The organism is Aliirhizobium cellulosilyticum (assembly GCF_014198105.1).
Taxonomy (GTDB): Bacteria; Pseudomonadota; Alphaproteobacteria; order Rhizobiales; family Rhizobiaceae; genus Neorhizobium; species Neorhizobium cellulosilyticum.
On sequence record NZ_JACIGW010000002.1, the window covers coordinates 565,191 to 581,143 of the forward strand.

At 59.4% G+C, this 15,953-nt stretch carries 13 protein-coding genes; 5 read left to right on the top strand and 8 right to left on the bottom strand.

Going from position 1 to position 15,953, the window contains the following annotated elements; all coding sequences use genetic code 11:
- Positions 1 to 116 precede the first annotated feature (116 nt).
- Positions 117 to 251 carry a hypothetical protein gene (locus tag GGE33_RS27720; RefSeq protein WP_280518264.1) on the bottom strand — a complete coding sequence of 45 codons (135 nt, stop codon included), beginning with the start codon at positions 249 to 251 and terminating at the stop codon, positions 117 to 119.
- A 158-nt stretch (positions 252 to 409) separates the two neighbouring features.
- Positions 410 to 1,594, bottom strand: a complete 1,185-nt coding sequence (locus tag GGE33_RS11555) for a BaiN/RdsA family NAD(P)/FAD-dependent oxidoreductase (protein WP_183823254.1) — start codon at positions 1,592 to 1,594, stop codon at positions 410 to 412.
- Between the two features lie 125 nt (positions 1,595 to 1,719).
- Here GGE33_RS11555 and GGE33_RS11560 point away from each other — a divergent pair, with 125 nt between their 5' ends.
- The 5 genes from GGE33_RS11560 to edd all read left to right on the top strand — a co-directional run bounded on the left by GGE33_RS11560 (position 1,720) and on the right by edd (position 8,649).
- Positions 1,720 to 3,162, top strand: a complete 1,443-nt coding sequence (locus GGE33_RS11560) for a glutamine synthetase family protein (protein ID WP_148148120.1) — start codon at positions 1,720 to 1,722, stop codon at positions 3,160 to 3,162.
- 1 nt (position 3,163) lies between these two features.
- Positions 3,164 to 4,462 carry an FAD-dependent oxidoreductase gene (locus GGE33_RS11565; protein WP_183823256.1) on the top strand — a complete coding sequence of 433 codons (1,299 nt, stop codon included), beginning with the start codon at positions 3,164 to 3,166 and terminating at the stop codon, positions 4,460 to 4,462.
- Positions 4,463 to 4,538: 76 nt separating this feature from the next.
- Positions 4,539 to 6,017 carry a glucose-6-phosphate dehydrogenase gene (gene zwf, locus GGE33_RS11570; protein ID WP_148148122.1) on the top strand — a complete coding sequence of 493 codons (1,479 nt, stop codon included), beginning with the start codon at positions 4,539 to 4,541 and terminating at the stop codon, positions 6,015 to 6,017.
- A gap of 5 nt (positions 6,018 to 6,022) precedes the next feature.
- Positions 6,023 to 6,721 carry a 6-phosphogluconolactonase gene (gene pgl / locus GGE33_RS11575; protein WP_183823258.1) on the top strand — a complete coding sequence of 233 codons (699 nt, stop codon included), beginning with the start codon at positions 6,023 to 6,025 and terminating at the stop codon, positions 6,719 to 6,721.
- 110 nt (positions 6,722 to 6,831) lie between these two features.
- Positions 6,832 to 8,649 carry a phosphogluconate dehydratase gene (gene edd / locus GGE33_RS11580; RefSeq protein ID WP_183823260.1) on the top strand — a complete coding sequence of 606 codons (1,818 nt, stop codon included), beginning with the start codon at positions 6,832 to 6,834 and terminating at the stop codon, positions 8,647 to 8,649.
- Positions 8,650 to 8,719: 70 nt separating this feature from the next.
- Here the strand turns inward: edd and GGE33_RS11585 are convergent, their stop codons facing one another.
- From GGE33_RS11585 to GGE33_RS11610, 6 genes are all read right to left on the bottom strand, one after another.
- Positions 8,720 to 9,076 carry a hypothetical protein gene (locus GGE33_RS11585; RefSeq protein WP_183823262.1) on the bottom strand — a complete coding sequence of 119 codons (357 nt, stop codon included), beginning with the start codon at positions 9,074 to 9,076 and terminating at the stop codon, positions 8,720 to 8,722.
- A gap of 279 nt (positions 9,077 to 9,355) precedes the next feature.
- The gene (locus GGE33_RS11590) at positions 9,356 to 10,444 is read right to left on the bottom strand and encodes an ABC transporter ATP-binding protein (RefSeq protein ID WP_183823264.1); all 1,089 of its coding nucleotides are present in this window, start codon (positions 10,442 to 10,444) and stop codon (positions 9,356 to 9,358) included.
- A gap of 24 nt (positions 10,445 to 10,468) precedes the next feature.
- The gene (bglA, locus tag GGE33_RS11595) at positions 10,469 to 12,136 is read right to left on the bottom strand and encodes a beta-galactosidase BglA (RefSeq protein WP_183823266.1); all 1,668 of its coding nucleotides are present in this window, start codon (positions 12,134 to 12,136) and stop codon (positions 10,469 to 10,471) included.
- 37 nt (positions 12,137 to 12,173) lie between these two features.
- Positions 12,174 to 13,343 (bottom strand): carbohydrate ABC transporter permease, encoded by a 1,170-nt coding sequence (locus GGE33_RS11600; RefSeq protein ID WP_183823268.1) that lies wholly within the window; start codon positions 13,341 to 13,343, stop codon positions 12,174 to 12,176.
- 1 nt (position 13,344) lies between these two features.
- Positions 13,345 to 14,358, bottom strand: coding sequence for a carbohydrate ABC transporter permease (locus tag GGE33_RS11605; RefSeq protein ID WP_183823270.1), 1,014 nt, complete (start codon positions 14,356 to 14,358; stop codon positions 13,345 to 13,347).
- A gap of 185 nt (positions 14,359 to 14,543) precedes the next feature.
- Positions 14,544 to 15,905 (bottom strand): ABC transporter substrate-binding protein, encoded by a 1,362-nt coding sequence (locus GGE33_RS11610; RefSeq protein WP_183823272.1) that lies wholly within the window; start codon positions 15,903 to 15,905, stop codon positions 14,544 to 14,546.
- Between the last annotated feature and the right edge of the window lie 48 nt (positions 15,906 to 15,953).

Sequence of the window (15,953 nt, forward strand, 5' to 3'; positions counted from 1 at the left end):
CTCGCCGACATAGGTGAAATTTTTGCTAAACTTGACAAACGTCAAGAATTTGGAGGCGGCCGCGCAAAGCAAACCAGCCCAAAGCCACTGAAAAACCGATTAAATTAGCGTACCGCTTAAAACAGTACCGGTACGGCCAAAAGTGCAGCCGTGGTTCCAGCGGCAATCATCAGCATGCTGAAACGAAAGAGTTTTGCGCGGTCATCCGCCTTGGCAATTGCAATGGCGCGGGTACGGCGAGCATTCGGCATGGATTGGAACTCCGAGACGATAATCAAACCTATAGTGGCAGCCTTTTTCGATCTTGAACATCAAAATAAGCTGGGATTATGGCAGGATCAGTTCGTTACATTAAGAAGTGCTGAACGATAACACCACAACCGGAGCCATGCGGGCGTGAATGCCAGGATCAAAGCGCTTCTCCGCAGACATGGCCCGACGACCACGCCCATTGAAAATTGTAGCCGCCGAGCCAACCAGTGACGTCGACGCATTCGCCGATGAAGTATAGGCCGGGAACAGACTTTGCCTGCATCGTCTTGGAATCGAGTTCCGAAGTATCGATGCCACCGAGCGTGACTTCGGCCGTGCGATAACCTTCGGAGCCTGCCGGACGGATTCGCCAGTCCTGGATCGAAGCGGCGACAGCGTCGAAAACCTTGTCTGAACAGTCCGCAAGCTTCGTTGCCGCGGGATGTTTCTCGGCGAAGAACTGCGCAAGCCGCTTGGGCAGGATATCGGAAAGCGCCGTCTGCACCAACTGCTTGCCGTTGGCCTTGCGGGCAGCCTTCAGGTCGTCGGCGATCCGGCGATCCGGTTCGATCACGAGCGTGATCTCGTCACCTTCACGCCAATAGGACGAGATCTGCAGGATCGCGGGACCGCTCAAGCCGCGATGGGTGAAAAGCAGAGCCTCGCGGAAGCTGGTCTTGCCATGGCGGATTTCGGCGGGTGCGGCGATGCCCGAAAGCGGCGCGAGCTTTTCCAGAAGCCCCGGATCGAGCGTCAGCGGCACGAGGCCAGGGCGGGTTTCGACGAGCTTCAGATCGAACTGCCTGGCGATGTCATAAGCGAGACCGGTCGCACCCATTTTCGGGATCGACTTGCCGCCGGTGGCAACGACGACGGAGCCGGCTTCGATCGTCTCGCCGGTGGAGGTGACGATGCGAAAACCGTCAGCGCTCCCTTCCACCGAGGTGACGCCGGTCTGGAGTTCGAGCTTGGCCCTTACCGCTTCCATCTCTGACAGCAACATGCGGATGATGTCCTTGGCGCTTTCATCGCAGAAGAGCTGACCCAGTGTCTTTTCGTGGAAGGCGATGCCGTGGCGGTTCACCAGATCGATAAAATCCTGCGCCGAATACCGGGCGAGTGCTGATTTGACGAAATGCGGGTTGGAAGAGAGATAATTCTTCGGGCCGGCATGAATATTGGTGAAGTTGCAGCGACCGCCACCGGAAATGCGGATCTTCTCGCCCGGAGCCTTGGCGTGGTCGAGAACCAGAACGGAACGCCCACGCGCACCGGCGCGGATCGCGCACATCATGCCGGCGGCACCGGCGCCGAGGATCACCACATCGAATTTACGGGCCAATCATCACTCCATTGGTTGCCGCTTTCGCTGTTCGACATAGTTCACCCAAAGTCAACGCCTCCCCCTCGCCAATTGCCGATCGGTGGCTATGATGGGAACATTCGATCAACCTCACCCGGTGTGTCATGCCAACCAAAAAAGCCAATCCCGCTGCAGTTGAAGTCGGTACGGTCGCCAAGGCCGCCGTCGCCCAACCAACGTTGACCTCGCTTCGCGGCGTGGCAGACTGGCAGGAGGCCGCGGCATGGCTGCGCGCGCGAGGGATCGAAGATATCGAATGCATCACGCCCGACCTTGCCGGCGTGCCGCGCGGCAAGATGATGCCGTCGTCGAAATTCACCTCCAACACATCGCTGGCGCTGCCATCGGCGCTCTACAGGCACACGATTTCCGGCGAATATCCGGAAGAGACCGAGAGCTTCCGCTACGAGCCGCGCGACAGCGATCTCAAGCTGATGCCGGATCTTTCGACGCTCTCGGTCGTGCCGTGGGAAACCGATCCGACAGCGCAGGTGATCTGCGACATCGTCAACACGGAAGGCAACGCTGTCGCCTATACGCCGCGCAACGTGCTGAAGAACGTTGTGCGACTCTACACAGAGCGTGGCTGGAAGCCGGTCGTGGCTCCGGAAATCGAATTTTATCTGGTCGCCAAGAACGACGACCCGGATTATCCGCTGCATCCGCCGAAGGGCCGTTCCGGCCGCGCGATTCTCGGTGGACAGGGTTATTCGATTGCCGGCATCAACGAGTTTGACGAGTTGATCGACGATATCTACCACTTCTCCGAAAAGCAGGGACTGGAGATCGATACGCTGATCCACGAAGAAGGACCAGCGCAGCTCGAAATCAACCTGCGTCACGGCGATCCGGTGGAACTGGCCGACCAGGTATTCATGTTCAAGCGGACGATCCGCGAAGCGGCGATGAAACACGGCATCTACGCGACCTTCATGGCCAAGCCGATGCAGGGCCAGGCGGGGTCGGCCATGCACATCCACCAATCCGTCGTCGATATCGATACGGGCAAGAACATCTTCTCGCAGAAGGACGGCAAACCTTCGAAGGAATTCTTCCAGTTCATCGGCGGGATGCAGACCTATATTCCGAAGGCGCTGGTGATGATGGCGCCTTACGTGAACTCCTACCGCCGCCTGACGCCGGACATGGCGGCGCCGGTCAATACCGCCTGGGGTTACGACAACCGCACGACGGCTTTCCGCGTGCCGGTTTCCGATCCGGTGGCAAGGCGCGTCGAAAACCGGCTGCCGAGTTCGGATGCCAATCCGTATCTGGCACTCGCTGCGTCGCTCGGTTGCGGTTTGCTCGGCATCATGAACAAGATCGATCCGACACCGCCGACGGACGAATCCGCCAACGAAGGCGCGATCGACCTGCCGCGCGATCTCCTGAAAGCTGTCTCGCTGCTGGAAGAGGAGCCGGCGCTGGCGGAGGTGTTCAGCAAGGAGTTCATCGGTATCTATGCAGGCGTCAAACGCGGGGAATTCGAGACCTTCATGCAGGTGATCAGCCCGTGGGAGCGCGAGTTCCTGCTTCTCAACGTTTAAGGTGAGCAGCATGGATACATGGCAGAGCCCGATCGCGCCGGGTCTTTCCTGGTATCAGGCGAGCGTCGAGGAACGCCCCACCTATCCCACACTCGACGGCTCGCAGGCGGTGGATGTAACGATCATCGGCGGCGGCTATACCGGATTGCAGGCAGCCTGTAATCTGGCGGCTTCCGGCGTCTCCGTGGCGCTGATCGAAGGCGGGCACTTCGGCGATGGCGGCTCCGGCCGCAATGGCGGGCAGCTCGGCACCGGGCAGCGCTGGTGGCCGGAAGAGGCCGAGAAGGAACTGGGCTACGAACGCTCCAAGCTTTTGTTCGAAATGGCAGAAAACGCCAAGCGGCATCTCCACGATTTTGCGACACTGCATGGCATAGACATGGATTACATGCCGGGCCAGCTCAACGTGTCACACAAACCGGGATATGAGCGCGATTACCGCGCCAATGCGGAGATCGCCGCTGAACGCTATGACTATCCGTACATGACATTCATGGACAAGGCGGAGACGGAAGAGCGGGTCGGCACCAAGGATTATTATTGCGGCGTGCGTGATATCGGCACCGGCCATATCCACCCACTGAAATTCCTGATCGGTCTGGCGAAAGTGGCCAAGGCCGCAGGCGCCGGCATTTACGAGAATACCAGAGCGACGGCGATCCGCCGCGAGGGTACCAAGATCAGGGTCGAGACGCCGAAAGGCACGCTGACATCCGACCGGGTGCTGATCGCCACCAATGCCTATATCGGCGATCTCGAACCGGTCACCTCAGCGCATGTGATGCCGATCGGCTCGTTCATCGCGGCAACCGAGCCGCTCGATGCTTTCCCGCATGTCATTCCGGGCATGGAGGCTGTCTGCGACAGCCGCTTCGTGGTGCGCTATTTCCGCAAGTCGAAGGATAACCGGCTGCTGTTCGGCGGCCGTGAGGTCTATAGTTCGAAAAACCCGAGCGATACGGCGGAAGCGATACGGCAGCAGATCGTCACCACCTATCCGGCCTTGAAGGACGTGCGGATAACCCATGCCTGGGGCGGCAATGTGGGGATCACTCTGCCGCGAAGGCCTTTCGTTCGCCAGGTCATGCCAGGCGTTACCTCCATCGGTGGATATTCCGGCCATGGCGTGATGCTGTCAAATTATTGTGGCAAGCTTTATGCTGAAATGGTCGCTGGAGGCAAAAGCGAGCTCGACGTGCTGGCCGATCTTACCATACCTGCCTTTCCGGGAGGACATGCAATGCGTAAACCACTGCTTTTCCTTGCATTAACCTGGTTTGCGCTAAGAGACCGTATTTGAGGCCGACATTCGGGCTAGCCTTTTTAAATCGATTAGCATAAGACACACCCCAACCACACATGACGAAAGTTGAGCGATGAGCAGCCAGATCATTCCAGTGGAACCATTCGATTGCATCGTCTTCGGCGCGACCGGCGACCTTGCTGAGCGCAAGCTTCTTCCGGCTCTGTATCACCGGCAGATCGAAGGTCAGTTCACGGAGCCGACGCGGATCATCGGCGCGTCCCGTAGCGCGCTTTCCAATGAAGAATACCGCAAGTTCGCCGAGGATGCGCTCAAGGAGCATCTGAAGAAGGGCGAATATGACGAAGCCCAGGTCAAGGCCTTCTGCGAGCGCATCTTCTACATTTCCGTCGATGCCAAGTCCGATCAGGGCTGGGACAAGCTGAAGAAGATTCTCGACGAAGGCACCGGCAAGGAGCGCATTCGCGCTTTCTATCTGGCCGTTGCGCCGGCGATTTTCGGCGCGATTTCGGAAAAGATTCGCGACCACAAGCTGATCACCAAGTCGACGCGCATCGTCGTCGAGAAGCCGATCGGCCGCGACCTCGCCTCGGCGCTGGAACTGAACGACACGATCGGCAAGGTGTTCAAGGAAGAACAGATCTACCGTATCGACCACTATCTGGGCAAAGAGACGGTCCAGAACCTGATGGCGCTGCGTTTTGCCAATGCGCTCTATGAGCCGCTGTGGAACGCCAACTATATCGACCATGTGCAGATCACTGTCGCCGAAGCTGTCGGCCTCGAAGGTCGCGCCGGTTATTATGACACGGCCGGCGCACTGCGCGACATGGTGCAGAACCATATCATGCAGCTGCTTTGCCTTGTTGCGATGGAAACCCCGTCTTCGATGAATTCGGAAGCGGTGCGTGACGAGAAGCTCAAGGTGCTGCGGGCGCTGAAGCCGATCACCGCCGACAATTGCGAAGTGATGACGGTGCGCGGCCAGTACCGCGCCGGTGCCTCCGCGGGCGGCCCGGTCAAGGGTTATCTCGAAGAGCTGGAAGGTGGCGTTTCCAACACCGAAACCTTCGTCGCCATCAAGGCCGAGATCGGCAACTGGCGCTGGGCCGGCGTTCCCTTCTACATCCGCACGGGCAAGCGCCTTGCGAGCCGCGTTTCGGAAATCGTGATTTCCTTCAAGCCTGTGCCGCACAACATTTTCGACACGGCAGCGGGCCGGATTTCGGCCAACCAGCTGATCATCCGCCTGCAGCCGGACGAAGGCGTCAAGCAGTCGCTGATGATCAAGGACCCAGGTCCGGGCGGCATGCGCCTGCGCAATGTCTCGCTCGACATGAGCTTTGCGGAAGCCTTCAACGCCCGCAGCCCGGACGCCTACGAGCGCCTGCTGATGGACACGATCCGTGCCAACCAGACGCTGTTCATGCGTCGCGACGAAGTGGAAGCGGCATGGGAATGGGTCGATCCTATCCTCAAGGGCTGGGAAGAAACCGGACAGGTGGCGCAGGGTTACACGGCCGGCACCTGGGGTCCGAGCCAGGCGATTGCACTGATCGAGCGTGACGGCCGCACCTGGCACGAAGGCTGAAGACCATGGCATCGACTTTTCATGAGTTTGCCAATGGAGCCGATCTCGCCGAAGCGCTAGCCGACAAGGTTGCCAAGCAGCTTTCCGCAGCGATCTCGAAAAAGGGAGCGGCGTCCATCGCCGTTTCCGGCGGGTCGACGCCGAAACGCTTCTTCGAGGCGCTTTCGGGCAAGGATCTCGACTGGACGAAGGTTTCGGTGACGCTGGTCGACGAACGTTTCGTGCCGGCCGACAGCCCACGCTCCAATCATCTTCTGGTCGCAACGCATCTGCTCAAGGACAAGGCTGCGGCCACGACCTTCATCCCGCTCTATCACGAAGCGGCAACGATCGATACAGCCGCGGAAATTGCCACCGGAAAGACGGCTTCGATCTGCAATCCGTTCGATGTCGCGATCCTCGGCATGGGCGGCGACGGACATACTGCATCGTTCTTTCCACGTGGCAATCATCTTGCCAAAGCGCTCAATCTTTCGACGCCACGCGGCGTGATGACCATGGCGGCGGAAGGTGCCGGCGAAGAGCGGCTGACCTTCACTTTCTCAAGTCTCTCCGACGCACCGCTGCTGGTGCTGCATATCGAGGGCCAGGAGAAGAAGGACGTGCTGGCGAAGGCTGAAGCCGGATCGGACGAGAAGAACATGCCGATCCGCGCCGTACTCACCAGAGCGGTTTCACCGCTCGAGATCTACTGGGCGCCCTGAGGCACCTATCGTCCGCCTGGCGCTCGTCAGGCGGCAACACATTGACGAGACATGCAATCCCGGTGGCTTTGGCCTCTCCCAAGCCGGGATTGCCCGAAGGAGGTTTTGACATGGCGGCGCATTCCAGCATTCAGGCGATCACGGCAAGGATCATCGAGCGATCCAAACCGCATCGCGAGGCCTATCTCGACCGATTGCAACGAGCGGTCGCCAAGGGGCCGCACCGGGCGGTTCTTTCCTGCGGGAACCTGGCACATGGATTTGCCGTCTGTTCCCCCGCCGAGAAGGACGCGCTGTCCGGAGACGTCGTTCCGAACCTCGGCATCATCACCGCCTATAACGACATGCTTTCGGCGCATCAGCCCTATGAGACATTTCCGCCGATCATCCGCGAAGCTGCCCGTGAAGCGGGCGGCATTGCACAGGTGGCAGGTGCGGTTCCGGCGATGTGCGACGGCGTCACGCAGGGCCAGCCGGGCATGGAACTGTCGCTGTTCTCGCGCGATACGATCGCCATGGCGGCCGGTATCGGCCTTTCCCACAACATGTTCGACGCTTCCGTCTATCTCGGCATCTGCGACAAGATCGTGCCGGGCCTGGTGATTGCCGCGCTTTCCTTTGGGCACCTGCCGGCCGTGTTCATTCCGGCCGGTCCGATGACCTCGGGCCTGCCCAACGACGAGAAGTCGCGCATTCGCCAGCTCTATGCGGAAGGCAAGGTCGGTCGCACCGAGCTTCTGGAAGCCGAATCCAAGTCCTATCATGGTCCCGGCACCTGCACCTTCTATGGCACGGCCAATTCCAACCAGATGCTGATGGAGATCATGGGCTTCCATATGCCCGGCGCCTCCTTCGTCAATCCCGGCACGCCGCTGCGCGAAGCCCTGACCCGCGAAGCTGCGAAACGGGCACTCGCCATCACCGCCATGGGCAATGAATTTACACCGGCCGGCGAGATGATCGACGAGCGCTCGATCGTCAACGGCGTCGTCGGCTTGCATGCGACGGGCGGATCGACCAATCACACGATGCATTTGGTCGCAATGGCGCGGGCTGCAGGCATTCACCTGACCTGGCAGGATATTTCCGAGCTTTCGGATACCGTACCGCTTCTCGCGCGCGTCTATCCGAATGGGCTTGCCGACGTGAACCATTTCCACGCTGCCGGCGGCATGGGTTTCCTGATCAAGCAGCTTCTTCGCGGCGGTTATGTGCATGACGACGTGCGCACCGTCTTCGGTCACGGGCTGGAAGCCTATACGGTCGAAGCCAAGCTCGGCGCAGACGGACAGGTGACGCGTGAAAGCGTGCCGGAGGTCAGCGGTGACCCGAAGGTCCTGACAACCGTCGACCAGCCGTTCCAGAAGACCGGTGGCCTGAAGATGCTTTCCGGCAATATCGGCCATGGCGTCATCAAGATTTCGGCCGTCAAGCCGGAGCGCCATGTGATCGAGGCACCGGCCGTGATCTTCCACGACCAGCAGGGCCTGCAGGATGCGTTCAAGCGCGGCGAGCTGAACCGTGACTTCATTGCCGTCGTCCGCTTCCAGGGACCGAAGGCGAACGGCATGCCGGAACTTCACCGCCTGACGCCCCCGCTCGGCGTGTTGCAGGACCGCGGCTTCAAGGTCGCCCTCGTCACCGACGGCCGCATGTCGGGCGCATCCGGCAAGGTGCCGGCAGCGATCCACATGACGCCGGAAGCTTCTGACGGCGGCGCGATCGCGAAAATCCGCGAAGGCGACATGATCCGTCTCGACGCGGTTGCCGGAACGCTGGAAGTGCTGGTGGACGCAGCGGAATTCGATGCACGCACGCCGGCCGAAGCCGATCTTTCCGAAAACGAATTCGGTATGGGCCGCGAGCTGTTCTCCGCCTTCCGCCGCAATGTCGGCAGGGCTGATCAGGGCGCAAGCGTTTTTGCCTGAGGCACAGGCTGCGGATCAAACAGCAAAAAGGCGGCCCGGTGGCCGCCTTTTTTGTGTCTATCGATCTATCTTACCAGGTGCGGATATCCATCTTGTGGTCCCGGTGCCTTGGATGGGTGGAGAAGACGAAGATGCGGTTGAGTTCCTTATCGCTCAGCAGGCGCAGGAAGCGGACTTCGATCGTGTTGTTCATGTTGACGCGCATCAGGACACAGCCGACCTTGTTGATGCGGGCATCGGGGATATCGAGATAGAACTGTTCGGGAAGATTATACTGCGTCAGCAGGCCAAGGACCGCGCCGCTCTGGGAAATCTGCACCACATCGCAACGGCGCTGCGCCATGTTGAGTACGGCCTTTTCGGTATATTCGATGCGGCCCGCATTCATCGTGTCTTCCATCTTGAACCGCTGTTCGCGGTCATACATGAATGACTCTTCCTTGTTCAGATAATGATTTTTGTTAATTGGCGCCGCACCCACGACTTTACTCCTATACTTACAGGCGGAGACTAGGTCGTGAAGTTTAACAACGGGTTGGCGAGTCCCGTTTCAGCACAGGACAAATGGACGCTTCACGAAATGTGGTGAACTCACCCTTACCGACGAGGGCATTGCGCCTCTCTTCGAAACGCGAAAACGAGCAAGCTAATTCCGCCAGCGCAAATCGGGACGCAGAAACGGCCTTCTCGTTTCACAGGGCCTTCATCAGACCCGATATGTCCTGCCTTCTGCATTAAAAAGATGCAGCTTTTGAGGAGCAGCCTTGAGGCGAACGATATCGCCCTTCGAGACATCGGACTTGCCGGGCAATTTGACGATGACCGGCTCTTCGCCGGCTCCGCCTTCGAGATAAAGCAGGGTCACCTCGCCCAGCGCTTCCACCAGCAAAACGCGGCCCTCAAAGAGGTAGTCGTCATTTATGCAAATCTCCAGATCTTCTGGACGAACGCCGAGACTTGCCTTCGCGCCCCTGTCGGTAGCGGGTACCGTGATCGGTACGCTCGTTGACTGGGCACCCTTGAGAGTGACCAAGGTTTCGGCGCCGGGTTCGCCGATCGTCACCGGCAGGATGTTCATTGCCGGCGAGCCTATGAAACGCGCAACGAAAAGATTGGCCGGGCGCTCGTAAAGCTCCAGCGGCGGCCCGACCTGCTCGATCTTTCCAGCGGACAGAACGACGATGCGATCCGCCAGCGTCATGGCCTCGACCTGATCGTGGGTGACGTAGATCATCGTCGTGTCGGAAAGCTTGTCCTTGAGCTTGGCGATCTCGATGCGGGTCGCGACACGCAGCGCCGCATCGAGGTTCGACAGGGGCTCGTCGAACAGGAAGACCTTAGGATTGCGGCAGATGGCGCGACCGATCGCGACACGCTGGCGCTGGCCACCGGAGAGCGCTTTGGGCAGACGTTCGAGATAGGGCGTGAGCTGCAGGATATCGGCCGCCGCGCGAACGCGGCGATCGATCTCGGTTTTGCTTTCGCGGGCGATCCGCATGCCAAAAGCCATGTTGTCGTAAACAGTCATATGCGGATAGAGCGCATAGGACTGGAAGACCATGGCGATGCCGCGGCGCGAGGGAGGGACTTCATTGACAACCTCGCCATCGATGGACATCTCACCGGAAGTCACGGTTTCGAGCCCGGCGATCATCCGAAGCAGAGTCGATTTTCCGCAGCCGGACGGACCGACGAAGACGATGAATTCGCCCTGTTCTATCGTGAGGTCGATGCCATGCAGCACCTTGACCTGACCATAGGACTTGCGGATTTCCTTGAGCGTTACGCCGGTCATGACCGTCCTCCCCTGTTCCCTATCTCACACGTGCCGTGCGAAGAACGCGCCCCACGCCGGCAGCTCGATCTGGCGGCCTTCAAATGGAGTCTCAAACCCATGCCCTTCCAGCACTTCCCAATTCCCGTCCGGCAATGCTGTCGATGAGGAATTAGGGCTCATGTTGAACATGCACAGGATGGTCTCGTTGCCATATTGCCTTTCATAGGCAAGCAGCGGTTCCTCGGTGGCCAGGAACGAGATCTCGCCCTTCGACAAAGCCGGATTTGTCTTTCTAAAGGCGAGGAAGCGACGATACTGTTCCAGCACCGAAGCCGGGTCGCCATATTGGGCGCTGACAGCCTTCAACTGATGCTCGACCGGGATGGGCAGCCATGTGCGTTCCGCAGTCGAAAAACCCGCCTGCAGCGCCTGCGCATCCCACGGCATAGGTGTGCGGCAGCCGTCGCGGCCCTTGAATTCTGGCCAGAACTGGATGCCGTAAGGATCCTGCAGATCGGCATAAGCGATATCTGCTTCCGTCAGGCCCAGTTCCTCTCCCTGATAGATGCAGACCGAGCCGCGCTGGGACAGAAGGATGGCGGAGAGCATCTTGGCGTAGCCGTCGCGATCAAGGACCTCCTGGCCCCAGCGGCTGACATGACGCACCACATCGTGGTTTGAAAAGGCCCAGCAGACCCAGCCTTCCGGCGCTGCGGCCGCAAACGCATGCTGGGTTTCCTCCACGCGTGCTGGCGTCAACACATCTGGCGCCAGGAATTCGAAGGCGTAGCACATATGCATCTTGTCGCCGCCGGACGTGTATTCGCCGACGATCTCCAGCCCGCGCTGGCTATCGCCGACCTCGCCGACGGCGGCGATGGCGGGGAACTCGTTCAACACGGCACGGAAACGCTTGAGGAAGTCGATGTTTTCCGGGCGGCTCTTGTCGTAGAGATGCTCCTGGAAGTTATAGGGATTGACCGCAGGCGCGGTGGAGGCGTTACGGCGCGAAGGGTCGAGCGCCGGATTGTCGCGCAGCTCCTTGTCGTGGAAATAGAAGTTGATCGTGTCGAGACGAAAACCATCGACACCACGCTTCAGCCAGAAGCGGGTCAGATCGAGCAGCGCATCCTGCACCTCGGCATTATGCAGGTTCAGGTCCGGCTGGGAGGTAAGGAAATTGTGCATGTAATATTGCATGCGCGTCGGATCCCAGTGCCAAGCGGATCCGCCGAAAATCGACAGCCAGTTATTGGGCGGTGAACCATCCGGCTTGGCATCCGACCAGACATACCAGTCGGCCTTGGGGTTGAAGCGAGAAGACCGGCTTTCGATGAACCAGGGATGCTGGTCGGACGAATGGGACATCACGAGGTCGATCATCACCTTGATACCGAGGCGATGGGCTTCGGCGATCAGGCCGTCGAAATCTGACAGCGTGCCGAACATCGGATCGACATCGATGTAATTCGAGACATCGTAACCGAAATCCTTCATCGGCGACGGAAAGAAGGGCGAGATCCATACGGCGTCGGCACCAAGCGCTGCGATATGCGGAAGGCGGGCGGTAATGCCCTTGAGGTCACCGATGCCGTCACCGTTGGAATCCTGAAAGGAGCGCGGGTAAATCTGATAGATCACGGCACCGCGCCACCAATCCCGGTCCGGGGCATTGCTGGGCGTCGCTGCGGCTTCTGCGGAAATGCTCATTCAATATCCTTGTTGGTTCTGGTGATCGTCCGCGGCCTCAGCCGCCCTTGACGGAGCCTGCCAGCAGGCCGCGAACGAGATAACGCTGCAGTGCAAAAAAGACGATAATCGGGACGATAATGGTGATGAAGGCGGAAGCGGTGAGGATTTCCCACTTTCCACCCATGGAACCGAGCAGCGCATTGAGTGCGCCTGTCAGCACCAGCTGGTCCTTGCCGGTGCCGAGGAAAACCATGGCAACGAGAAGGTCGTTCCAGGTCCAGAGGAACTGGAAGATGGAGAAAGAAGCCAGTGCCGGGAAAGACAAAGGCAGCACGATGCGGACGAAGATCTCGAAGTCGCTGGCGCCATCGACACGGGCGGATTCGATCACTTCCTTCGGCAGACCGGCGATGTAATTGCGCAGGAGATAGATGGCGAGCGGCATGCCGAAGGCGGCATGCGCCAACCAGATGCCAACATAGCTGCGCGACGCAATGCCGAAGAAGGCACCGATCTCGTTATACATCTTCAGCAGCGGGATAAGCGACATCTGCAGCGGCACGACGATCAGGCCGACAACGACGGCGATGATGATCGCGCGGCCGGGGAACTGCATCCATGACAGCGCGTAGGCCGCAAAAGCCGATATCAGGATGGGGATGATCGTTGCCGGGATGGCGACGGTCAACGAATTGATGAAGGCCTGACCGATGCCTTGAGAGGTCAGAACCGTGCGGTAATTATCGAGCGTGAAGGACGGCGGCTGCGCGACGGAAAGATAGACACGCTTGCCGCGCTTGTCCGTGAAGGGCGCGTTCTTGGAATAGACATAAGTGCCGTCCTCATTGACGGTCAGCGTCTCGCCGTCGCCAAGATCAGCAGCTTCACCGGCTGTAAATTCAGTCGGAGCGGCGACTTTGGTGCCGAAGGCGCGGACGCTGCCTTTCGGGCCGGTATCGGCGCCATCGAAGACCGAACCGGAAATCACGTAGTTGGGGCCGTCCTGTCTTGCGGTCGAAGGCTCGCCGAGTCGGGCCGCACTGGTTTCGGCTGCTCCGCTGAAGGCCGTCCACCAGCCGGATGAGGCGATCTGGCCCGGCTCTCGCAAGGACGTCACGAGAATGCCGATCGTCGGGATGAGCCAGAGGATGCAGATGACCAGAACGGAGAAGTGAACGATCAGGCGAGGCAAGCCGATACGGCGGAGATTTATCGCTGCGTTCATGTCAGTGCCCTCCCCGGTCTTCGCTGGCCTGGCGGATGTTCCAGATCATGATCGGTGTGACAGCCGCCATGATGACGAGCGCGATGACGGCGCTTCGACCGCTGTCACCACCGCCGCGGAACATCCAGTCGAACATCAGGTTCGCCAGCACCATCGTGTTCCACTGGCCGTTGGTCATGGTCAACACGATGTCGAAAACCTTCAGGACGAGGATGGTGATCGTCGTCCAGACGACCGCGATGGTGCCCCAGATCTGCGGCACCATGATCTTCCAGAAAATCTGCCAGCCATTGGCGCCGTCGATGACCGCTGCTTCGATCGTCTCTTCGGGGATGCCACGGAGTGCGGCTGACAGGATGACCATGGCGAAACCGGTCTGGATCCAGATCAGGATCGCCATGAGGAAAAAGTTGTTCCAGATCGGTATGGCGATCCAGACCTGCGGATCGCCGCCAAAGAACTGCACGATGGCGTTGAGGAGGCCGATCTGGGTGCCGTCTGCGCCGCGATATTCGTAGATGAATTTCCAGATCACGGAAGCACCGACGAAGGAGATCGCCATCGGCATGAAGATCAGGCTTTTTGCGATATTGCCCCACCATATGCGGTCGGTGAGCACCGCGATGACCAGGCCAAAGAAGGTGCAGGCGGCAGGCACGACGGCAAGCCAGAGGATGTTGTTGAAGATCGACTGGCGGAACTGTGCGTCGGTCGCCGCCCACCAGTAATTGGCCAGCCCGACAAAATTGCCGCCTGACCTGTCATAGAAAGACAGGATGAAGGTCGCGATGACGGGATAGACGAGGTAGACGATCATCAAGAGCAGCGCGGGACCGAGGAACAGCCAGGGCCGGATCGCCGCGTGGGTCTTCAGATTGGCCGAGATCCTCTGCACGTCACCCGAGCGCACCGGCAGGATGATCTGCAGCAGCTTGTCGGATAGCCAGTAATAGAGCGCACAGGCAAACACGCCGGCGATTACCGCGCCGAAGGCCGATACGATCTGCGATGCCATGCTGCCCCTCCCAATCTGTGGCTTAAGCGCAGACATTCGTCTGCTTGGCCCCTCACCCTAGAACGTGCCCTGCGCAAAGGCCGAGATTATCGAGACGTTGCGCCTTGCTTCCTTCTCCCCGCATGCGGGGAGAAGGTGCCGGCAGGCGGATGAGGGGCCGCCGACATAATCGAGAGAAGAAGTTTCTACTTCAACCCGTCCCAGGCTTTCTGGATTTCACCTGCGGCCGTCTTTGCATCCTTGCCGCCGACATAGTCGATCATGCCGGTCCAGAAGGCGCCTGCGCCGATCTTGCCGGGCATCTGGTCGGAGGCGTCGAAGCGGAAGGTGGTTGCCTTTGTCAGTAACTCGCCCTGTTTCTTGAGGACTTCGTTGGCATAAGCATCGAGATTGACGCCCTTATATGGCGTCAGGAACGAGGCCTGCGCCATCCACACTTCATGGGCGATCGGCGTTTTCAGGAATTCGATAAAGGCCTTGGCGGCAGGACTAGCCTTGGTGACGGCGAAGAATGTGCCGGCGCCCAAAACCGGCGTGCCAAGTTCAGGCTTGGAGGCATAGGTCGGCATGTAGAAGAAATCGGCATCGACACCGAGTTCCTTGTCCGGCGGGAAGAAGGACGGGACGAAGGATGCCTGGTGATGCAGGTAGCATTTCGGCGGAATGTCGAAGAGGCCGTTGGGGCTGTCGCGGAAGTCGGTCGAGGCAACCGCTGCCACGCCGCCGGCGACATATTTCTCGTTCTTGGCGAACTTGCCGAATTCCTCGATCGCGCCTACCACAGCCGGATCGTCGAACTTCACTTCGTTCGATACCCACTTGTCATAGGTTTCCGGCGTCTGGGTGCGCAGCATCATGTCCTCGACCCAGTCTGTCGCCGGCCAGCCAGTCGCACCGCCGGAACCGAGACCGATGCACCATGGCACCCCGCCATCCTCGACGATCTGGTCGGTCAACGCGATCAGATCCTCCATGGTCTTGGGGATTTCATACCCGGCTTCCTCAAAATTTTCCGGTACGTACCAGACCATGGACTTGAGGTCGGCCTTGAAGGGGAAGCCGAAGTAACCTTCCTTGCCATCCTTGCCCTTGTAGGTGCCGTAGCGAACCCAGTCTTCGCCGGAGCCGTAATTGGTCTTGACCCAGTCGGCGTTTTCCTGGCCAAGCGAGGTGAGAAAACCCTTGGTGGAAAGATCGGCCAGAAGGCCCGGCTGCGGGATGATGGCGATGTTGGGCGGTGACCCTGCCTGGGTATCGATGACGATCTGCTGCTCGTAGTTTTCGGAGGAGGAGTATTTACCGTTGATGCCGGTGGCAGCGTTGAAATAGGCAAGCACGCTGTTGAACAGCACCTCGTCCTCGCCGCGCCACGGACCGAAAAGGGTCAGGCTCTGGCCCTTGAGGTCGGCATGCGCCGCCTTGAAATCCTCATAGCTCTTCCAGTTGAACTTGGCATCCTGACCCGGCGGAAACTTCAGTTCCTGCGCATGTGCCATGCCTGCGATCAAGGCCACCACAGCGGTGCCGATCCAAACAGAAGTCCTCATCAAATCCTCCTCCCTCTCAAAATCGTTTAAGTCGACCTGAAAGATTGC